This is a genomic window from Sphingomonas sp. PP-F2F-A104-K0414 (assembly GCF_004340945.1).
Lineage (GTDB): Bacteria > Pseudomonadota > Alphaproteobacteria > Sphingomonadales > Sphingomonadaceae > Sphingomonas.
On record NZ_SLYD01000001.1, the window covers coordinates 328113 to 347284 of the forward strand.

Annotated in this window: 14 protein-coding genes; 6 read left to right on the forward strand and 8 right to left on the reverse strand. The window is 67.3% G+C overall.

Annotated elements, in window-relative coordinates; all coding sequences use genetic code 11:
- Positions 1–199 precede the first annotated feature (199 nt).
- The 7 genes from C8J46_RS01365 to C8J46_RS01395 all read right to left on the reverse strand — a co-directional run bounded on the left by C8J46_RS01365 (position 200) and on the right by C8J46_RS01395 (position 9150).
- Positions 200–1477 (reverse strand): histidine-type phosphatase, encoded by a 1278-nt coding sequence (locus tag C8J46_RS01365; protein WP_132734346.1) that lies wholly within the window; start codon positions 1475–1477, stop codon positions 200–202.
- Positions 1477–4386 (reverse strand): TonB-dependent receptor, encoded by a 2910-nt coding sequence (locus C8J46_RS01370; protein ID WP_132734348.1) that lies wholly within the window; start codon positions 4384–4386, stop codon positions 1477–1479. Before C8J46_RS01370 ends, C8J46_RS01365 begins: the two co-directional genes overlap by 1 nt.
- Before the next feature lie 100 nt (positions 4387–4486).
- Entirely contained in the window at positions 4487–5398 is a 912-nt protein-coding gene (locus tag C8J46_RS01375) for a FecR domain-containing protein (protein ID WP_132734350.1), read from the reverse strand.
- An 8-nt stretch (positions 5399–5406) separates the two neighbouring features.
- Entirely contained in the window at positions 5407–5913 is a 507-nt protein-coding gene (locus C8J46_RS01380; RefSeq protein ID WP_132734352.1) for a sigma-70 family RNA polymerase sigma factor, read from the reverse strand.
- Between the two features lie 110 nt (positions 5914–6023).
- A complete protein-coding gene (locus C8J46_RS01385; protein ID WP_132734354.1) occupies positions 6024–6941 on the reverse strand; it encodes a hypothetical protein in 918 nt (305 codons plus the stop codon).
- Between the two features lie 26 nt (positions 6942–6967).
- A complete protein-coding gene (locus tag C8J46_RS01390; protein WP_132734356.1) occupies positions 6968–7945 on the reverse strand; it encodes a TIGR03571 family LLM class oxidoreductase in 978 nt (325 codons plus the stop codon).
- Positions 7945–9150 (reverse strand): MFS transporter, encoded by a 1206-nt coding sequence (locus tag C8J46_RS01395; RefSeq protein WP_132734358.1) that lies wholly within the window; start codon positions 9148–9150, stop codon positions 7945–7947. Before C8J46_RS01395 ends, C8J46_RS01390 begins: the two co-directional genes overlap by 1 nt.
- Before the next feature lie 108 nt (positions 9151–9258).
- On the opposite strand from C8J46_RS01395, the gene C8J46_RS01400 reads away from it, so the two are divergent.
- Positions 9259–10167, forward strand: coding sequence for a LysR family transcriptional regulator (locus C8J46_RS01400; RefSeq protein WP_132734360.1), 909 nt, complete (start codon positions 9259–9261; stop codon positions 10165–10167).
- A 13-nt stretch (positions 10168–10180) separates the two neighbouring features.
- On the opposite strand, the gene C8J46_RS01405 is transcribed toward C8J46_RS01400, so the two are convergent.
- Positions 10181–11539: a chloride channel protein gene (locus C8J46_RS01405; protein WP_132734362.1), complete on the reverse strand. Its 1359-nt coding sequence runs from the start codon at positions 11537–11539 to the stop codon at positions 10181–10183.
- Positions 11540–11976: 437 nt separating this feature from the next.
- Here C8J46_RS01405 and C8J46_RS01410 point away from each other — a divergent pair, with 437 nt between their 5' ends.
- From C8J46_RS01410 to C8J46_RS01430, 5 genes are all read left to right on the forward strand, one after another.
- Positions 11977–12291 (forward strand): phosphonate transporter, encoded by a 315-nt coding sequence (locus C8J46_RS01410; RefSeq protein WP_132734364.1) that lies wholly within the window; start codon positions 11977–11979, stop codon positions 12289–12291.
- 10 nt (positions 12292–12301) lie between these two features.
- Entirely contained in the window at positions 12302–13591 is a 1290-nt protein-coding gene (locus C8J46_RS01415; protein ID WP_132734366.1) for a sensor domain-containing diguanylate cyclase, read from the forward strand.
- 2 nt (positions 13592–13593) lie between these two features.
- Positions 13594–14808 (forward strand): AMP-binding protein, encoded by a 1215-nt coding sequence (locus tag C8J46_RS01420; RefSeq protein ID WP_132734368.1) that lies wholly within the window; start codon positions 13594–13596, stop codon positions 14806–14808.
- 80 nt (positions 14809–14888) lie between these two features.
- Positions 14889–16454 carry a sulfotransferase gene (locus C8J46_RS01425; protein WP_243643162.1) on the forward strand — a complete coding sequence of 522 codons (1566 nt, stop codon included), beginning with the start codon at positions 14889–14891 and terminating at the stop codon, positions 16452–16454.
- 118 nt (positions 16455–16572) lie between these two features.
- The gene (locus tag C8J46_RS01430; protein ID WP_132734370.1) at positions 16573–19161 is read left to right on the forward strand and encodes a TonB-dependent receptor; all 2589 of its coding nucleotides are present in this window, start codon (positions 16573–16575) and stop codon (positions 19159–19161) included.
- Positions 19162–19172: the final 11 nt, after the last annotated feature.

A 19172-nucleotide genomic window follows, 5' to 3' on the forward strand; every position in this document is an offset into this window, starting at 1 on the left:
TTGTCTGTGCTCGCGCCCGTAGACGCGTGCCCGCACGGAACGTGCGGCGAGCCGCGGTCCCTGGTCGAACGATGCCCGCTTTCGAAACGGGGAATATCCATGACAGCGATCGAGTCCTTCGATCGGCCGTTCCGGAGGCGTTATCGTCGGTTATTCTTGAGGGCGGCAGAAGCACCGGCGCCCTGCGTTTCGCGCGCCGTCAATGTTGCGGGTCGGCCGACACCGTGCCGAGCAGGTGCGTCGTAAAGCGCGGCAATGAACAGGGGTCGGTGCAACCTGCGATGGCTAATGTGGCAAGCTCGGGCGGTGCGTCGATCGACAGCGGCGTGCGGTATCGCATCTGGTCGAGCCGTTGTGCGACATAGTTGATACGGACGACCTGCTGGCCGGTCGTGGCGAGACGCCAGACCTCGAACACGAGCCCGCCACCGGGTGCAGCTTCGCCCTTGCCATAGTCGCGCAGTTTCCAGTTCAGGCCGAGCAGTCCGGCGAGCATCGTCACGGTGCCGTCGTGTCCGCTGAGGACGACGATCTTCTCCGCCTCGCCGATCGGATCGGCGAGCGCGGTCGCGCAGGCACCGCGCTGGAGCGTGGCGAGTAGCCGCATCGCGAGGTAGCTGCTGGTCTGGCGTCCGACTTCCGGGGTGCGGGTGCGCAGGTCGATGCCGGCACCGTGCACGACGAGCGCCTTGCCGATCGTCGCCGCATCGATCCCGCGCCATCCGGGGAAGGCGAGCCCGTCGGCATAGGCCATCACCAGGCTCTCGGCGATCCCGGCGACTTGCAGGCTGGGGGATGACAGGTCCGGTTTGCCATCGTCGATCCGCATCGCGACGGGCGTGTCGTTTAAGCGGCGCTGCACCTTGGTCCGCTCGACCGCCGAGCAGGGGATGCGGCGACATTGCAGCAACAGCGCCTCGAACCGGTCGCGATCGGGGGCCTGCCGCGCATCCCATGCGGTGAGGTTACCATCGACCCGCGCGGATATCGCCGTCAGCATCCGCTGCGGGTCGAGTGGCGCGAGCGGCGTCTGCGGTGCCTCGAACAGCGGATCGGGGGCCGCGGCGGACTGGTGGATCGTTGCCGGGCACCCCGGCGTCAGGCCAGCGGCGAGTGCGGTCGCGGTCGCCTCGGTGCGCTGCGTGTGGTTCGCCCAGTAATAGACTGCGCAGTCGTTTGCGTTGAGCAGCCCGAGCTGGCGGTAATGCGCGCGGTACCAGCCGCCGAGCATCGTCACGAGTGTTGCGCCGTTCGCGGTCAGATGGCCCGGCGGCACCGCGAACCGCGGCCACGCCCGGCGGCTGTAGCGGCCTAGCTCTTCCGGGCTCGACATCGCACTGCGGACGCCGTGGCGCATGACGATAACGACGCGTTCGAGCTTGTCACGTGGCGGCGGCGGTGTGGTCTGCGCCGCAACCGCCCCCGCCATGGTCGAGACGACCAGTGCGAAGCCGGCTGCGAGCGGTGCGACCCGCATCAGAACTTCGCCCGGACGCCGGCGGTGAACGTGCGGCCGTAATCGGTATAGCCCGCGAACTGATTGTCGCGGACATATTGCCACTGGACGCCGCCGGCGACGTTCATGCCCTGCACGACGAAGGTGACGTTCGGCGTGACCTTGTACGACATGTCGAAATCGAGGCTGCCGAACGCGCTGTCGTTGTTCGCGGCAAGCCCGGCCCCGCCGACGTCGCGCAGCACGTTGCCGCGCCAGCTGTAGCTGACGCGCGCGCCGACGCGCGCCTTCTCGTAGAACGCGGTCAGGTTGAAGCTGTCCTTGGCGACGTCGACCAGCGCATCGCGGAACGTGCCGCCGGTCGCCAGCGCATAGGTGCCGCCGGTCGCGGTGTGCGTGTAGTTCGCCTGCGCGCCGAGACCATCGAACGGCGCGGGGAGCATCTTGAAAAGCTGCTGATAGGCGACCTCGATCCCCGCGACATAGGCGTCGCCGCCGTTCTTGGGCGCGGTCAGGCGATAGGTCTGGCCATCGAGGACGAAGTCGCGCGTCTGCTGGAACACGAAGGTGGTGATGTCCTTGTAGAACACGCCGCCGACCAGCGCGCTGCCCGGCGCGAAATACCATTCGACGGTGCCGTCATATTGCCACGCCTCGAACGGCTTCAATTCGGGGTTGCCGCCGACCGCGGTGAGGACGGTCGGGCTCGAATTGATCGTCAGGCGGGGCGCCAGATCGGCGAGCGACGGCCGGGTGATCACTTTGGAGGCGGCGAAGCGCATCTGCAATTTGGGGGTGAACTCGGCGACCAGATTGAGCGAGGGGAGGAAATTGTCGTAGGTCTTCTCGTAGCTGACCGGCAGCGCGACCTTGCCGTCGTCGGCATAGCCCGACGAGGTCTGGCGCGTCCGGGCATAGCGCACGCCGACGTCGCCGCGCACCGCGATGCCGCCGATCGGGAACGCGAAGTCGGCCATGCCGTAGCCCGCGAGGATCTCCTCGCCGATCGCATAGCTGTTGCGCAGATCGCCGCGCGCGAGCGGGGCGGCGAGCAACGCTTCCTTGCCGGTGGCGGCGGCGAGGAACTTGGCTGGGTCCGGTATCGCCCAGGTCGTCGGCAGATCGCCCTTGGCACCGTCGAGGAAGTCGTCGACCGGGAACGGCACGAAATAGCTCGCGTCGAAATACTTGCCAGTGATGCCGCTGGTGAAGTTGATGTCGCGGCGATTATAGGCGCGCGTCCGCTTCTGGTATTTCGCACCGGCATGCAGCGCGCTGAAGACGCCGGTGAGGTCACGCGTGATGTCGAGTTTCGCGGCACGCTCGCGGTCCTTGGAGTCGTTGACGCGGTATTCGATCCGCCGTCCGGGCAGCAGCGCCGGGTTCGACAGATCGGCGTTCAGCAGCGTGACGTTGGGCAGCCGGTCGCCGGCCTTGCCGAAGTCGAAAATCGTCGCGCCGACCGTCCCGAGCAGGCGGGTGCGATAGATCGGCTCCGGCGTATTCGAATAGGCCTGTCCGATGCTGCCATCCGCCGCGATCGTCCAGCCGTCAGCCTGCCAGCGTGCGTTGGTGCCGAACAGCCAGTTCTTGTACTGGAGCAGCGACGTCTCGCGACCGATCTGCGTCGTCGAGGCGGTCGTCGTCGCGCCGGTCAGCACGCCATTCTCGATCACCGCGCTACCCGGCACGATCCCGCGCGGCAGGCCGGCGCCATCCGCCGCCGAATAGGTCAGCTCGTCATAGGCGACGTTCAGCCGGCTCCACAGCCCGTCGACGTTCAGCTCGAACCGGTCGTCGGGCTTCCACTGCACCGCGCCGTTGAGACCGATCCGGTCGCGCTTCTCCTGCTCGAGCGTCGGGCGGATCGCGGTGGGGATCAGGATCGTCTCGCTGTCGAGCGAGCCGTTGCCGTCGGTATCGATCTTGCCGTCGGCCCAGCCGACGCCGGTGATGCGGTCCTGACGGGTGGTGCGTTCGTCATAGACGGCGGCGATCAGCGCGCCGATCTTGCCGTCGGGGCTCGCCCAGCTCGCCATGCCGGACAGGCGCGGGTCGACCGTATCGGCAAGCCGCGGCGAGCTGGCGGTGGCGGACAGCGACAGCACCGGCTTCTTCAGGTCGAGCGGGCGGAAGGTGCGCAGGTTGATCGTCCCGCCGATGCCGCCTTCGTCGAGGCTCGCGCGCGGGCTCTTGATCACCTCGACCGCGGACATCAGCTCGGACGGGAGCGTGTCGAAGCGGAATTGGCGACCGCTCTGGCCACTGTCGCGGACATTCTCGTTCACCGCGACCGAGCGGTCGTTGAGCGTGACGACCTGGAAGTTGGCGCCGAGCCCGCGGATGCGGACGAACACGCCCTCGCCGCGATCGCGGACGATCGAGACGCCGGGGACACGCTGGAGCGCCTCGGCGATGTTTTGCGCGGGGAACTTGCCGATGTCCTCGGCCTTGACGACGTCGATGACGTTGGTCGCCTTGCGCTTCTGCGCGAGTGCGGTGGTCAGGCTGCTGGCATAGCCGGTGACGACGATATCGGCGGTGTCGTTTTGAGGCGCTTCGGTCGCCACTATCTGCGGCGCGTTGCTGACGATCGCACCCGACACGAGCAGCGCGCCATTGGGTTCGCGACGTACGGTAAGCCGCGTGCCGGCGATCAGGCGCTCGACCGCAGCCTGCGGGGCCATCGTGCCGTTGAGCGCGGGGGCGGTCATTCCGGCGACCGCGGCGGGCGTGAACAGGATGTCGGTGCCGCTCTGGCGGGCGAGCGCTTCGAGCGCCTTGCCGAGCGGTTGGGCTGGGAGATGCAGCGTTACGCGCGCCTGCGCGGTCGCGGCGGTGGCGAGAAAGGCGGTCGACAGCGCAGCAACGGCGGCGCCCAGCACGAACGATCGGCGCAGACGCCGGCGATTGGTGATCACGGTGTTCATCCCCCCAAGGAAGGCGGCGATGATGCCGCACCTCCTCGACGGGCTAAGATCGATCTACCCCACCCCCCCCACGGCGGATTGCGGCGAATTGCGGCGAACTTTATCCGCCGAGCAGGACCGCACCCTCGATCGTCCGCACCCGCAGCGCGAGCAGCGTGGCGAGCGACCGGCCCAGCGCGACATTGTCGCCCATCCGGTACATCCCGCTGACGCGCACTCCGGCGACCGCCGGGTCGGCGATCATCAGCCGGGTCGTGCTGTAGCGGTTGGCCTCTTCGGCGACTGTGGTCAGCGTATCGTCGTGGAACGCCGCGCGGCCGCTCGTCCAGGCCTGCGTCGCGGCGAGGTCGGGGCGGTCGATCCGGCCATCGACCAGGCGCTCGCCACCGGTCAGCTGCCTTGCTCCGCCGGTGGTCTCTGTAGCGCTGCCCTCGATCGCGGTCACCGCGATCCGGTCTTCGCGGTCGCGGCGCAGGTCGAACCGGCCTGCACTTGCGGTCATGTCCCCTCGCCCCGCGTCGATCATGAACGGGATGGTCCGCGGCGCCACGGTCAGGTCGACCCGACCGCGCTCAAGCCAGAGCTGACGCCGCTCGGCAGTCGCGATCAGGCGAACACGCGTAGCCGCGTCGAGCAGCAGCGACGAACCATCCCGCAGCCCGATCCGCCGCTGTTCGCCGATCCCCGTTTCGTACGGCGTCGCGGCATGCGCGGCCTGGAATGCGATCGTTCCGCCGGCGGTCGCCGCGGTCAGCGCCACGAGACCGGCGAGTGCGCGACGCCGCGTCACCGGTGCGCGCGACGGCGCCGTCCCCGGTACCATGTTCCAGAGATCGGTAGCGCGCTCGAACCGTTCGGCATGATCGGGGTTCGCGGCGAGCCAACGCCGGAAGTTCGCCGCGTCCTGCGCGGTCGCGTCGTCGGCATTGAGCCGCGCGATCCAGTCGGCCGCGCTTCGGTTGGTTGCAGCCGGGTTCGCGTCAAAGCTGTTCGAGGGACGGCGGCCGGGCATCGCGAAACTTACCAACCCTCCGTCCAATCGGCCAAGAAGGTCATCGCCTTGGCCATGTGCTTCTCGACCGCGCCTTGGCTGATGTCCAGCCGCTCGGCAATCTCGCGGTATTTATACCCTTCGAGCCGCTGCATCAGAAAAATCTCGCGGGTCCTGGGCGTCAGCCGGTCGATACCCTCGCGGACTCGCGCCAGTCGTGCCTTGGCGATCATCACCTCGTCCTGGATCGGTGCGGGGTCGCGTAGCCAGTCGATCGCCTCGACCGGTTCGCACGCCCCGCGCACCGCCTCCCGGCGAAACGCGTCGCGACCCCGGTTGACCGCGGCGTGGACCAGGAACGCCTCGTCGTTGCGCGGCGCGGTCGCCAGCCCCGCCATGCTGACATAGGCGTCATGGAGCAGATCCTCGCCATCCGTGCGCCGCGTCATCCGCTCGACCTGCGCGCGCAACCGCGACCACCCCTGCCACAGGCCCCGTGGCGCAGGATCGGTCGCGGTGAGGTTGGCGGCAGTCATCCCCCGACCGGGTATGAGCCTGCCGGTACAGTTTGATGACGTCGCGGGGTCGGATCAATGACACGGACGTCGCCGATCCCGATCCGCCCGCACCGCGACGTCAACGATCGCTAGTCGACGGAGCCCGTGTGCATCAGACCGCGCACGTCGGCAGCGACCTGATTGTTGGCGCCGAGCCGCTCGATCAGCTGCGCCTGACGGCTGCCGCGCAACCCGGCGGTGGTGAGCTGCTTGTCGCGGACATAGGTGTAGACGCCGCTGACCGCGAAGGCCGAGACATACGCGATATGCGCCTTTTGCGCGGCGTGCGTTGCGGTGAACGCGTCGGATTCGAAGAACGCGCGCCGGGTCAGCGGGCTTTCGAAGGCGAGTTCGATCACCGCGATCCGTGCACGCTCCGGGGGTACCAGATGATCGACATTGGGTGCCGGCGGGGCGGGTTCGGCATTGTCGTAGCGGTCCGGCACGTGCAGGCGAAGCTTCAACACCGCGGCGTCGGCGGCGAGCGTTTCGGCAAACTCGGTCATGAACGTGGCGAACGTCTCGGCGTCGCCGTCAGCGGCACCGAAGTGGACGTGGATACGGTCGAAGCCGTCATCGCCATTGGGGATCGGGTCGGCGATGCGGTCGACCAGCGTGCGCGATCCGTTGGGCAGCGCATAGGCGACGGTAGCCGCGAACATGTTCTGCTCGTCGGCGAACAGGATGTGGCTCGCCGCGTTGAAGACGTCCTGGTCGGCCTTCGACGCAAACCCGATCTCGACCCCGCCGTCGAGTTCGTAATCCGCGAACGGCGCGATGCCGTCGATAGCCGGCCAGAGATGCGCATCCTGTTCGCGGTTCAGATGGTTCTGGACGTACCAGCCAAGACCCGGAATGCGCGAACACAACGGGCCGTGGACGTCGCGCCAATAGGTGGCGAACACGTCGTGCGGCACGCGGGGGCGGCGCAGGACGGTCGTGTAGCTGTTGATCGCGATACTCGCGTCGCGCGATGCGTAATCGGTCGTGGTGGAAACCTTGGGCATGGGTGACATCCTGATGATGAGGGGGGTTAACGCGCGTCAGTGGGAAAGTGCGGCAGGACATGTGTCGCGAGTTCGTCGGCCACGTCCGCAAAGGGGCGTCGCGACGGCTTGGGGTTGAGTGCGACGTGCGCCACGCCCTCGTCCCGCTGCCGCTTCCAGAGGTCGATCAGCGCGTTGCGACCGCTGCGGATACCGCCGCTGGCATAGGCCAGCGGTGCATCCGGGTCCGCAAGCAGGTCGAACATCGCACCATAGCCGTACGGCTTGTACGGGCCGGCGGCGGTTGCCGTTCGCCACTGGGCGAGAACGTCGGGCAAGCGCCGCGCGTCGCTGAGATGCCAGATCCAGCCATCGGTGTTCGCACCGAGCCAGTCCAGCGTCTGCCCGGCGCGACCGATCGCGAGGATCGGCAATCGCGGTCCGACTGGCTTGGGGACCATGTCGATGCTGCCGTCGAGCGTGCCATAATACGCAGACGCATGCCGGGCGAACGACCGTTCGGTCGCGGCGCGGATGACGTCGATCGCATCGCGGTAGCGTTCGGGACGATCGTCGAGATTGCTGTCGAACGCCGCGAACTCCGACGGCCGGTCGCCGGTCGACAGCCCGAGCAGAAAGCGCCCGCCGAGCAACTGCTCGACGCTTGCCGCCTGCTTGGCGACGATCAGCGGATCGCGCAGCGGCAGGACGATACCCGCCGTGCCGATCGCGATCCGCGTCGTCTGCGCGGCGAGCCATCCGGCATAGACCATCGGATCGAGGACTTGTCCGACATCGCCGAAGCTCGGATCGTAGAACGGCACGTCGCGCAGCCAGATCGCTGCGAAGTCGAGCGCATCGACCTTTCGCGCCAGTGCCGCGTGATCGGCAAGCGTCGGCCACGGCGCGGTCGGATAGGCTTCGAGCGGGGCAATGAAGCCCAGCGTCAGCCGGCCGGGCTGGAACACGCGCGCATAGGCGGCGTGTCCGGCCAGATCCGGTGCCAGTGCGTCCGGCGTGTCCATCAGCTGACGCTCCGAACCTTCAGCCGGTGCACCAGCGGCGTCACCAGCACCGCGAGGATCGCGATCGCGGCGGCAACATAGCCGACCGCGCCGAGCCCGAGATGCTGGATCACCGAGCCGCCGATGATCGCGCCGAGGCCGATGCCGGCATTGGCCATCGAGACGTTGAGCGTGCCCGCCAGCGCCTGCGCATGGCTCGCCGACTGCATGACGCGCACCTGGCAGATCGGATAGAGCGCGGTGTTGGCGATGCCCCAGACCGCGAGCGCGATCGCCAGCCAGGCGGTCGAGCCTGCGACCAGTGTCGTCGCCGCCATGCCGATCGCCAGCACCAACGCCGTGATCGCCGTCACTAGCAGCGGCCCGCGGCCGACGAACTGCCCGCCCAGCCAATTGCCGGCGAGACCGACGATCCCGAAGCCCATCAGCCACCAGCCGACCTGCCCTGCCGGAATATGCGCGATCTGCTCGAGCGTGTCGGCGAGATAGGTATAGGCGGTGAACATCGCGGTGAAGACGATGACCGACAGCACGACGTTACCGAGGAAATACGGGTCCTTGAGGATGCGTGCCTGTTCGGCCAGCCTGACGCGCGCGGGACGTGCCAGCGTCGGCATCACGACGAGCAACAGTACCGCCATCAGCAGCGACAGTCCCGACAGTCCCCAGAACGTCCCGCGCCAGCCGAACGCGGTCGAGGCGAGCGTACCGAGCGGAATGCCGAGCACCATCGCGCCGGAAATCCCGAGATAGACGTTGGCGACCGCCTTGCCGGCCTTTTCGGGACCTGCGAGTTCGCCTGCGGTTTCGCTGGCGGTGCCCCAGAACACCGGTAGTGCCAGCGCCGGCAGGAACCGCGCGAGGCCGAGGACCCAGATATCGGGCGCTGCGGCGGCCAGAGCGTTCGCACCGGCGAAGATCACGAGGATCACGACGAACAGACGCTTGCGCTCGAAGTGCGAAAGCATTGCGGTCAGGAACGGCCCTGCGAGCATGACCGTGAAGGCGAACAGCGTGACGAGCTGCCCCGCGACCGTGATCGAAATGCCGAGATCGCGCGCGAGGCTTGGCAACAGACCGACGATGATGAACTCGGTGGTGACGATCACGAACGCGGAGATCGCGAGCAACAGCACGGCTAAGCCATGCCCCGCCGACTTCGTGCCCGCCGGGGCGGCGTGGATAGGATGGCTGGGGGACGACATTGGCAAAGGGCTCCTGAATGGCGCCCTCTCTACGCGCGACGAAAACGCACGTCGTGCGGCATTAATTCGTGCATAGAGCGACAATTATTCCATAATGGACGCACTGCCATGATCCCGTCGGAACGTCTCAAGGGCATCGAAGCCTTTGTCTGTACCGCCGATGCGGGCAGCTTCACGGCCGCCGGGGCGCGGCTCAACCTGACCAATTCGGCGGTCAGCAAGAGCGTCGCGCGGCTCGAGGCGCGGCTGGGCAGTCGGCTGTTCGAGCGGACCACCCGCCGCCTGACGCTGACCGACGTCGGTGCCGCTTTCTATGAAACATGCGTGCGAGTGCTTGGCGAGCTTGCCGATGCCGAGGCGGTGCTTGCAGCGCATCGATCGGAGATCGTCGGGCGGCTGAAGGTCGACGTGCCGATCGCGTTCGGGCGGATGCAGGCGATGCCGTTGCTGCTCGCCTTTGCCGAACGCCACCCGAATTTACGCCCGAGCATCACCTTCACCGACCGCAAGATCGACATCGTCGAGGAGGGCGTCGACGTCGCGATCCGGATCGGCGCGGGGGAACCCTGGCCGGACAATCTCGGTCACCGCTACCTCGGCAGCGAGCGCGTCATCATCTGCGCCGCCCCTGCTTATCTGGATCGGCGGGGCACGCCTGCGAATGCCGATGCGCTCGCGGCGTTCGACTCCATCCTCTATGGCCGCGGCGATGGCAGCACGGCCAACTGGCGGTTCGCCCGCGACGCCGGGCGCATCGAGGAATACCCGATGGAAGCCCGCATCGTCCTCGGCAGCGCCGAAGCGCAGGTCGGCGCGGTGAAAGCAGGGTTCGGGATCGCGCAGCTCGCGACGTGGCTGATCAAGGACGAGCTAGATCGCGGCGAGCTTGTCGAGATCCTCCCGGAACTGGCGACGGTCGGCCTGCCGCTGCATCTGGTCTGGCGCCGAAGCCGCCAGCTTACGCCCAAGGTCGACGCGCTGCTCGAAGCGCTGACCGAGGGGTTGCGGATCGAGTGACCGGCGGTGCCGGTCAGCGTGCCGGGGTGACGGGCGGGACGGCGGACGGCTGGGCGGCCGGGACGGCGAACGTCCTGGACAACCCGTGATAGAGTTTCTCGCGGCAGACCCACTGGCTGGCGGCGTCGGCGATGAACGCGGTCGCGAACATCGGCAGCATCAGCCCCCGGCTCGCAGTCGTCTCGGACAGGATGATGACCGCGGTCAGCGGCGCGCGGACGACGCCTGCGAAATACGCGACCATGCCGAGGATGACGATCGCGCTGGCCGGCTCGCTGGGGAACACCTGCCGCAGCAGATTGCCGACGCCTGCACCGACCGCGAGCGATGGCGCGAAGATCCCGCCCGGCAGCCCTGCGATCGCGGTCGCCGCGGTCGCCAGGAACTTGGCCGGCCCGAACCACAAGGGGGCATCGACCCCGACGATCATCGCGCGCGCCGCGGAATAGCCGGTACCCCAGGTCAACCCGGTCGCCACGCCCAGAACCGCCACCACCACGCCGCAGCCGCCCGCGAATGCGACCGGGTTGGCGCGGGTCCACTGCGTCACCCGGTTGCGAGCGAGCGCCATCGCCAGCAGCGTGCGCGAGAACAGGCCGCCCGCCATCCCGCCGGCGATCCCCGCGACCGGCGCGACGAGCAGCGCCGACAGCAACGGCATATGTGCGCCGATCGCACCGAAATAGATATAGTCGCCCTGGACGGACTGCGCGACCATCCCGGCGATCACGATCGCGGCGAGCACCAGCAGCGTGACGCGCTGTTCATAAGCCGACGCCAGTTCCTCGATCGCGAACATCAGTCCGGCCAGCGGCGTGTTGAAGGCGGCGGCGACGCCTGCCGCGCCGCCGGCGATCAGCACGCCGCCACGCAGCGGTACGCGCAGGATGCGGTGCGTTGCCCCCATCACCGCGGCGGCAAGCTGGACGGTCGGTCCCTCGCGTCCGACCGACGCGCCACCGAGCACCGCGCCGATCGTCAGCACCGCCTTGGCCGCGACCGTGCGCACCGAGATCAGCGTCCGCGTCGCGGCGTTCGGATCGGCCTGCGCGGCGATGACCTGCGGGATACCCGATCCGCGTGCGAACGGTGCGTATCGACGGGTGAGCCAGACCAGCGCCATGAACGTCAAAGGAGTCGTCAACAGCGGCAACCAGTGCCAGCGGCGGGCATAGCCGGCGAACATCGCCGCCGCCCGGTCAGCCGCCTCGGCGAACAGCGTCGCAACGATGCCGACGAGGATCGCGCCGACGAGGATGGCCGCGCGCGTCCGGAACTGGACCGAGCGAGGACCACGCGCTCGCAGCAGCGCGCGATAGCGGGACGGGGTCCAGCGCTTTGCCGGCATCAGACGATCGAGAAACGCAGCCATGACGTCGACCTAGATCAGGATGCGGGCGGCGTCACCCCGATGCGGACCTCTGTCCGAGACTCCTACGATGCGGGAGCGCAAGCGGATGCCGTGGTAAAGCAGGACGCAGGCAAGCTCGCGCGCGACCGTGACGCCTATGCGGCGCGGCACCGCTAATCGCGCCAGCCGACGATCGGGCGCGGCGTCTTGGCTTGGACAGCGGGAGCGTCGCCAACCGCCGTAACCGAGCGATCGCACCCGCAACCCCAGAGGCGAACGCGCGCTAGTGCCGGGTCGTGTGCGGCCCCTCGGCGCGATCCCTAACGCACTGCAACCCGACACTATTCTTAGCTGAAGTTTAACGATCTTGCGGCATCATCCAGCCGTTGAGGGAGTTATTGTTCGTGCCGACCAAAGATGCGAGTTTTGACGCCGTTTCGCTGAACGATCTCGAGTCCATGTCCGACGAAGACCGCGACGCACTGCCGTTCGGGGTGGTAGGCTTCGGGGCGGACACGATCGTGCAGACCTATAACGCGACCGAGGCGCGGATGTCGGGACTGGATCCTTCGACGGTCATGGGTGTGCCGTTCTTCGACGCCGTCGCGCAGTGCATGAACAATTTCCTGGTTGCGCAGCGGTTCGAGGACGAGCCGGATATCGATGACATCGTCCCCTATGTGTTGACCTTGCGGATGCGCCCGACGAAAGTTCGCCTGCGGCTGCTCGCGCACGCGGGGATGCCACGCCGCTACATCCTGATCGAACGATGAGGTTGCATCGATGACCGGCAAGTCGAGCGAGGAACAGCTCCTAGAATTCCTGTATGCGTGCCCCGTCGGGTTGATCGAATGCGACCTGACCGGCGACATCGCCTTGATGAACCCGCATGCGATGCAGCATCTGCTGCCGCTTGCCGGGCCGCGCGATGCCGGCAATCTGTTCACCGCGTTCGAGCAGCACGCCCCTGAACTGCGAAGCATCGTCGCGGGCTATGCCGCCGCTACCGGCAAGATCTGCGACGGGCATCGGATCTTCGTCGATCTCGGTCAGGGCCGGCGCGCACAGGCACCAAAGGTGCTCGCCTGTACGATCGTCAAGCTGGGCCCGGATCGCCTGATGGTGACGCTGAGCGATATCAGCCAGCAGGTCGTCCAGGAGGAGCGGCTGCGGCAGGCGGATACCTGGTTCGCGACACTGCTGGACGGGGTCAACGAATATGCCGCGCTCGCGATCACGCCGGATGGCCGGATCGCGTCGGCCAATGCCTGCTTCACCAAGCAGACCGGTCATGACTGCACTGCGGTGACCGGCCATAATCTGGCGGACGTTCTCGATAGCGACACGTCCGGCGGCGACCTGCGTCTCGACGAGCAGCTCGAAATCGCCGCGCGGGATGGCTGGCATCTGCAGGAGGGGTGGCAGCAGCGCGCCGATGGCGAACGCTATTGGTGCCAGCGCCTCGTGGTCGCGCGATCCGATGGCGATGGTCCGCGGCCGACCGGCTTTTCGGTGATCCTGCGCGATGTCCCGCGGCGCGAGGCCGCCGCCGAGGACATGCGCCGGCTGCTGACCTGCGATCACCTGACGGGCGCATCGAACCGCCGCCACTTCAGCCAGATCATGGAGCGCGAGCAGGCGCATTGGCGCGAGCTGCGGCAGTCATTGTCGCTGATCGTCCTCGATCTCGATCATTTCAAGGCGGTCAACGACACGCATGGCCATCCGGTCGGCGACGTCCTGCTTCGTCGGGTCGCCGAGGTCTGCACGCTGCTTCTGCCGCCCCGCGGCATCTTCGCGCGACTGGGTGGCGAAGAGTTCGGCGTCCTGCTGCCCCGCTTCGATCACGAGCAGGCAATCGGGTTGGCCGACGACATGCGCAAGGCCATCGCCGCGCTGGAATTGGATACGCCGCGCGGGCCGCTGAAGGTCACGGCAAGCCTGGGCTGTGCGACGCTCGACGAGGCCGGCGGATCGATCGATGCGGTCATCGCGCTCGCCGACAAGCGGCTCTATGCCGCCAAGCGCGAAGGACGCAATCGGGTCTACCGGTCCACCGCCTGCGCCGCGTGACGGTGACCGCCCTACCCCGCGCCGCCCTCTCCCGCGCCGCCCTCGCCCGCGCGGCCGTCCACCGGATCGCGTGCGCCGTCGTTGCCGCAGAACTGCGCCGCTGGCGCGCAACCGGCGCCGCGTCGGTTCAGCCGGACGACTGGCCCGAAGCCCTGCCGATCGGCGACGACGGACTGGGGCTGGACTCGATGGAGCAATTGGGCGCGCTGGGCGCGTTGGCGGAGACGTTCTGCCTCGACGACGCGCTGCTGGGCCGGGAACCGCCGCGCATCGTCGGCGAGTGGATCGATTGGATCATGCTCGGACAGGATGCGACCGATAGTCGGATGATCGTCCGGACATCGGGGTCGACCGGCAGTCCCAAGCCTTGCGCCCATGCGACCGTCGACCTGCTCGACGAGGCCGCGTTCCTCGCGACGCAGCTTGCCGGACGCCGCCGCGTGGTGGCGCTGGTCCCCGCGCATCATCTCTACGGAATCATCTGGACCGCGCTGCTGCCGGCTGCGCTGGATGTCCCGGTCGTCGTTCGGACGATCGGCACGCCGCTCGATCTGACCGCGGGAGACCTCGTCGTCGCCGTACCGGACCAGTGGCGCGCGATCGTGCGCCTGACCCGCTGTTTTCCCGCGGACGTCGTCGGCGTAAGCTCGGCAGGGCCGCTCAACGACCGGCTGGCGGCCGACCTGCTCGCGGTCGGGCTGACGCGACTGGTCGAGATCTACGGCTCCTCGGAAACCAGCGGTATCGCGCTGCGCGATCTGCCGGCCACTGCGTATGCGTTGCTGCCACGATGGCAGCTGATCCCCTCCGGCACCGCAAAAGGTGACGGCACCGGCGCATGGCAGCTGCGTGACGCGCGTGGTGTGCATCATGACCTGCCCGATCATATCGAGCGGATCGGTGACCGCAGCCTGCGTCCGATCGGCCGGCGCGACGGCGCGGTGCAGGTCGGCGGCCACAATGTCTGGCCCGGACGCATCGCCGACAGGCTGCGGGCGATCGACGGGGTCGCCGACGCGGCGGTGCGGCTGCACGTCGACGGACGGCTGAAGGCGTTCATCGTGCCGGACGATGATGATTGCGACGCCGACGAACTCCGCGGGCTGATCGACCGGGCAGCGGCCGATCAACTGACGGGACCCGAACGGCCAAAGCTTATCCGGTTCGGAAATGTGCTGCCGCGCGATGCGATGGGAAAGCTTTGCGACTGGGGGTGACCTGCGCAAAGATCCGGCACCGCTGGGCCGCGTGACGGCGCGCTTGACGTCCACGGCGCGCGTCGCGACTGTCCGGACCGATGGCTTCTACCCCTCCCCCCCGCTGGCCTGACGATCTGATGCAGGCGGCGCTGGCATTGCACGACAACCAGCTTCACGTCGCCGAACCGTTGCTGAAGGCGTATCTCAAGCGCGATCCGTTCGACGCGCGCGCGATCCGGATGCTGGCCGAACTGGCAGGGCGGATCGGCCGCTACGGCGATGCCGAGGCGTTGCTGCGCCGCGCTGTCGAGCTGGCGCCGGGCTTTACCGCGGCGCGCGCAAACCTCGCGCTCGTGCTGTACCGCCAGAACCGCGCACCCGAGGCGCTGACCTTGCTCGATGCGGTGATCGCGGACGAGCCGGACAATCCGGGGCATGCGAATTTGAAGGCCGCCGCACTTGGCCGGCTCGGCGGGTTCGAGGATGCGATCGCGCTGTACGAGAAGGTCCTGCGCGACGCGCCCGGCCAGCCGCGCGTGTGGCTGAGCTATGGGCATATGCTCAAGACGGTCGGGCGTCGCGACGACGGCATCGCCGCGTATCGCCGCGCGCTGTCGCTGCTGCCGACGCTGGGTGATGCGTGGTGGAGCCTCGCCAACCTCAAGACGGTAAAGTTCGACGACGATGATATCGCGGCGATGGAGGCCGCCCTCGCGCGCGACGATCTGGACGACGAGGACCGCTTCCACCTCGATTTCGCGCTCGGCAAGGCGTTCGAGGACCGCCGCGATCCGGTGCAGTCGTTCGCGCATTACGCGGCGGGCAACGCGCTTCGCCGGACGCGGATCGTCTATGATGCGGACGAAACGAGCGCGTTCGTCGATCGCAGCATCGCGCTGTTGACGCCCGAATTTCTTGCGGCTCGGCACGATCATGGGTCGACCACGCCAGACCCGATCTTCGTGCTCGGCATGCCGCGCGCGGGCTCGACGCTGATCGAACAGATCCTGGCCAGCCACAGCCTGGTCGAGGGGACGACCGAGCTGCCCGACATGCCGGCGTTGGCACGTCGCATCGCCCACTATCCGCAGGGTCTGGAGGCGCTGTCCGCCGACGCGTTGCGCGACATCGGCGAAGACTATTTGCGTCGTGCCGCGATCCAGCGGCGCACCGATCGCCCATTCTTCATCGACAAGCTGCCCAACAACTGGGCGCATGTCGCGCTGATACATCTCGCGCTGCCCAATGCGCGTATCATCGATGCGCGCCGCGATCCACTCGACTGCTGCTTCTCGAACTTCAAGCAGCATTACGCGCGGGGGCAGACCTTTAGCTATTCGCTCGACGATCTCGGCCGCTATTACACCGACTATGTCCGGCTGATGACGCATGTCGACGCGGTGCTGCCTGGCCGTGTCCACCGCGTCGATCACGAGGCTTTGCTCGACGATACCGAGGCCGAAGTCCGCGCGTTGCTCGCCGCCTGCGGACTGGATTTCGAGCCTGCCTGCCTCGCCTTCCACGAGACCGAGCGCGCGGTCCGCACCGCCAGCTCCGAACAGGTGCGCCGGCCGATCAATCGCGACGGGGTCGATGCGTGGCGTCCCTATGACCAGTGGCTCGGGCCGTTGCGATCCGCCCTGGGACTCGCCGCGACGACCTGACCCGTGGCGAAAACGTCACGGGTGCGTCATAAAATGTTTCTCTCCACGAAAGCTTTGTTTGACGTTTGTTGCGCCGCAACACAGGTTGCCGACACAAATCGTCGTGGGGGCAACGAGCATGCACATAATCGATCGTCGCGTAGTGATCGCGTCGCTCTTGGCGTCATCGGCCATCGTCACGCCAACCTTCGCGCAAACTGCGACCACTGCCGCGCCGACCACCGCCCCGCAGACCACCGCCCCGCCGACCATCGCTGCGCCGACCCCGGACGCGACGGCACCGCAGGCCGGCGAGTATGAAGGCGATATTGTCGTCACCGCACAGAAGCGCGACCAGAATATCCAGGCGGTCCCGATCAGCATTCAGGCGATCGGCACCAAGCGGCTCGACGATCTGAACATCTCGAACTTCAACCAATACACGCAGCTGTTGCCGTCGGTGTCGTTCCAGACGACGCAGCCGGGCTCGACGGTCGTCTATATGCGCGGCGTCGCATCGGGCGGCGATGGCAACCATTCGGGGCCGCTGCCCTCGGTCGGAACGTATCTCGACGAGCAGCCGGTGACGACGATCGGCGGCACGCTCGACGTCCACATCTACGACATCGCGCGGATCGAGAGCCTCGCCGGGCCGCAGGGCACGCTCTACGGCGCGTCGTCCGAAGCGGGTACGATCCGGATCATCACCAACAAGCCCGACACCAGCGACTTTTACGGCCGTGTCGACGGCGAGGTGAACAGCGTCAAGTCGGGCGGGATCGGCAGCAAGATCGAGGGCATGCTCAACATGCCGCTGTCCGAAAGCGCGGCACTGCGCGTGGTCGGCTTCTATCAGCGCGATGCCGGCTTCATCGACAACGTCGCCGGGTGTCGCAGCTATCTGCCCGAGCCGACCGCGACCTCATGCACCTCGGCGAACGGCGGCGTGGTCGTCGACAATGCCGCGTTCGTGAGGAAGAACTATAACGACACCGAGACCTATGGCGGCCGCGCCGCGCTCAAGGTCGATCTCGACAGCAACTGGACCGTGACGCCGACAGTGCTGTACCAGGAACAGCGCAACCACGGCACCTATGGCTATGACCCCAAGGTCGGCGATTTGCAGGTCCAGCATTTCTTCCCCGAGTTCCGCCGCGACCGCTTCATCCAGGGCGCGCTGACGATCGAGGGTAAGGTCGGCAATTGGGACGTCACCTATGCCGGCGCGTATCTCGACCGGAAGACGTACACGTCGAGCGACTATACCGATTATGCCGAGGCGTATGACTCGGCTTATTCCTCGGTCGGGGGGCTTGCCGGCTATTTCTATTACCAGGACAATGCCGGCCGGACGATCGATCCGCGGCAGAAGATTATCGGCACCGATCACTTCAAGAAGACCAGTCAGGAACTGCGCGTCGCGTCGCCCGTCGAGGACCGGTTCCGGATCGTCGCCGGCGCCTTCTATCAGCGCCAGACCAACGCGATCTTCCAGGACTACCAGATCGCCAATCTCGGCACCGCGGTGTCGGTCAACGGCTCGCCGGGTACCTTGTGGCTGACCAAGCAGAAGCGCGTCGACAAGGATTACGCGATGTTCGGCGAGGCGAGCTTCGATATCCTGCCGAACCTGACCGCGACGGCGGGTGGCCGCGCGTACATCTACGACAATTCGCTGATCGGCTTCTACGGGTTCGGACGCAATCCCGCGGTCGATCCGGACGATGGCCGGCCCTACACCGCCACGCCGTTCAATGCCGCGGGCAGCAGCCAGACCGGCGTCGCGGGCTGTTATCTGGCGAACGGCCAGACCTTGCGGGAAGCCTATCTGAGCGGTGGCGACACCTCGACGTTGTTGCCCGCAGCCGTGTCGGGCTCGCCGTGTACCAATCTGGCGACCTACACGACCACCGGCCTGATCCCGAAGAAGACGCAGGGGCAAGGCGCGACCTACCGCTTCAACCTGACGTTCAAGCCCACCGACACGGTCATGGCCTATGCCACCTTCTCGCGCGGTTTCCGACCGGGCGGGATCAACCGCCGCGGCGATGTCGCGCCGTATGATGCGGATTTCCTGACCAATTACGAGCTCGGCTTGAAGACCACCTTGTTCGAACGGCTGCGGTTCAATGCGTCGATCTATCAGCAGGCGTGGGACAAGTTCCAGTTCTCGTTCCTCGGGCTGAACAGCTTCACGATCATCCAGAACGGGCCGAATGCGCGGATCAGGGGGGCGGAGGCGGATGCGAACTTCTCGACGGGCGGCCTGTCGCTGACCGCGGCGGCGGCGTACACCGATGCCAAGACGCGCAGCGATCTGTGCGCGACGCAGATCTGTAGCGGCGACGGTACCGATGTGCTCGCACCATCGGGCACACGCCTGCCGATCACGCCGCGGTTCAAGGCGAGCGGGACGGCGCGCTACAGCATGCCGATCGGCACGGCGAAGGCGTATATCCAGGGGCTGGTCGCGCATCAGAGTTCGGCGTCGGCGGATATCCGACTGGCGCAGGCGGCGACGCTGGGACGGCTTCAGGCCTACACCACGGGCAATGCCTCGGTCGGCGCGGAGGTTTCGAACTTCACCTTCGAGGTGTTCGTCCAGAACCTGTGGGACGAACGCGCGCAACTGTCGCGGTATCAGCAGTGCGGGACGTGTTCCCAGCGGACCTATATCGTCACCAGCACGCCGCGGACCATCGGGCTGCGCGCTGGGGCAAAGTTCTAAGACTGGCTCGT

Excerpts from the sequence above, each read along its gene's own strand:
- C8J46_RS01365 (WP_132734346.1), bottom strand. The coding sequence starts at position 1,477 with ATGCGGGTCGCACCGCTCGCAGCCGGCTTCGCACTGGTCGTCTCGACC.
- C8J46_RS01385 (WP_132734354.1), bottom strand. The coding sequence starts at position 6,941 with ATGCCCAAGGTTTCCACCACGACCGATTACGCATCGCGCGACGCGAGT.
- C8J46_RS01400 (WP_132734360.1), top strand. The coding sequence starts at position 9,259 with ATGATCCCGTCGGAACGTCTCAAGGGCATCGAAGCCTTTGTCTGTACC.
- C8J46_RS01390 (WP_132734356.1), bottom strand. The coding sequence starts at position 7,945 with ATGGACACGCCGGACGCACTGGCACCGGATCTGGCCGGACACGCCGCC.
- C8J46_RS01395 (WP_132734358.1), bottom strand. The coding sequence starts at position 9,150 with ATGTCGTCCCCCAGCCATCCTATCCACGCCGCCCCGGCGGGCACGAAG.
- C8J46_RS01375 (WP_132734350.1), bottom strand. The coding sequence starts at position 5,398 with ATGCCCGGCCGCCGTCCCTCGAACAGCTTTGACGCGAACCCGGCTGCA.
- C8J46_RS01430 (WP_132734370.1), top strand. The coding sequence starts at position 16,573 with ATGCACATAATCGATCGTCGCGTAGTGATCGCGTCGCTCTTGGCGTCA.
- C8J46_RS01415 (WP_132734366.1), top strand. The coding sequence starts at position 12,302 with ATGACCGGCAAGTCGAGCGAGGAACAGCTCCTAGAATTCCTGTATGCG.
- C8J46_RS01380 (WP_132734352.1), bottom strand. The coding sequence starts at position 5,913 with ATGACTGCCGCCAACCTCACCGCGACCGATCCTGCGCCACGGGGCCTG.
- C8J46_RS01410 (WP_132734364.1), top strand. The coding sequence starts at position 11,977 with ATGTCCGACGAAGACCGCGACGCACTGCCGTTCGGGGTGGTAGGCTTC.
- C8J46_RS01425 (WP_243643162.1), top strand. The coding sequence starts at position 14,889 with ATGGCTTCTACCCCTCCCCCCCGCTGGCCTGACGATCTGATGCAGGCG.
- C8J46_RS01405 (WP_132734362.1), bottom strand. The coding sequence starts at position 11,539 with ATGGCTGCGTTTCTCGATCGTCTGATGCCGGCAAAGCGCTGGACCCCG.
- C8J46_RS01370 (WP_132734348.1), bottom strand. The coding sequence starts at position 4,386 with ATGAACACCGTGATCACCAATCGCCGGCGTCTGCGCCGATCGTTCGTG.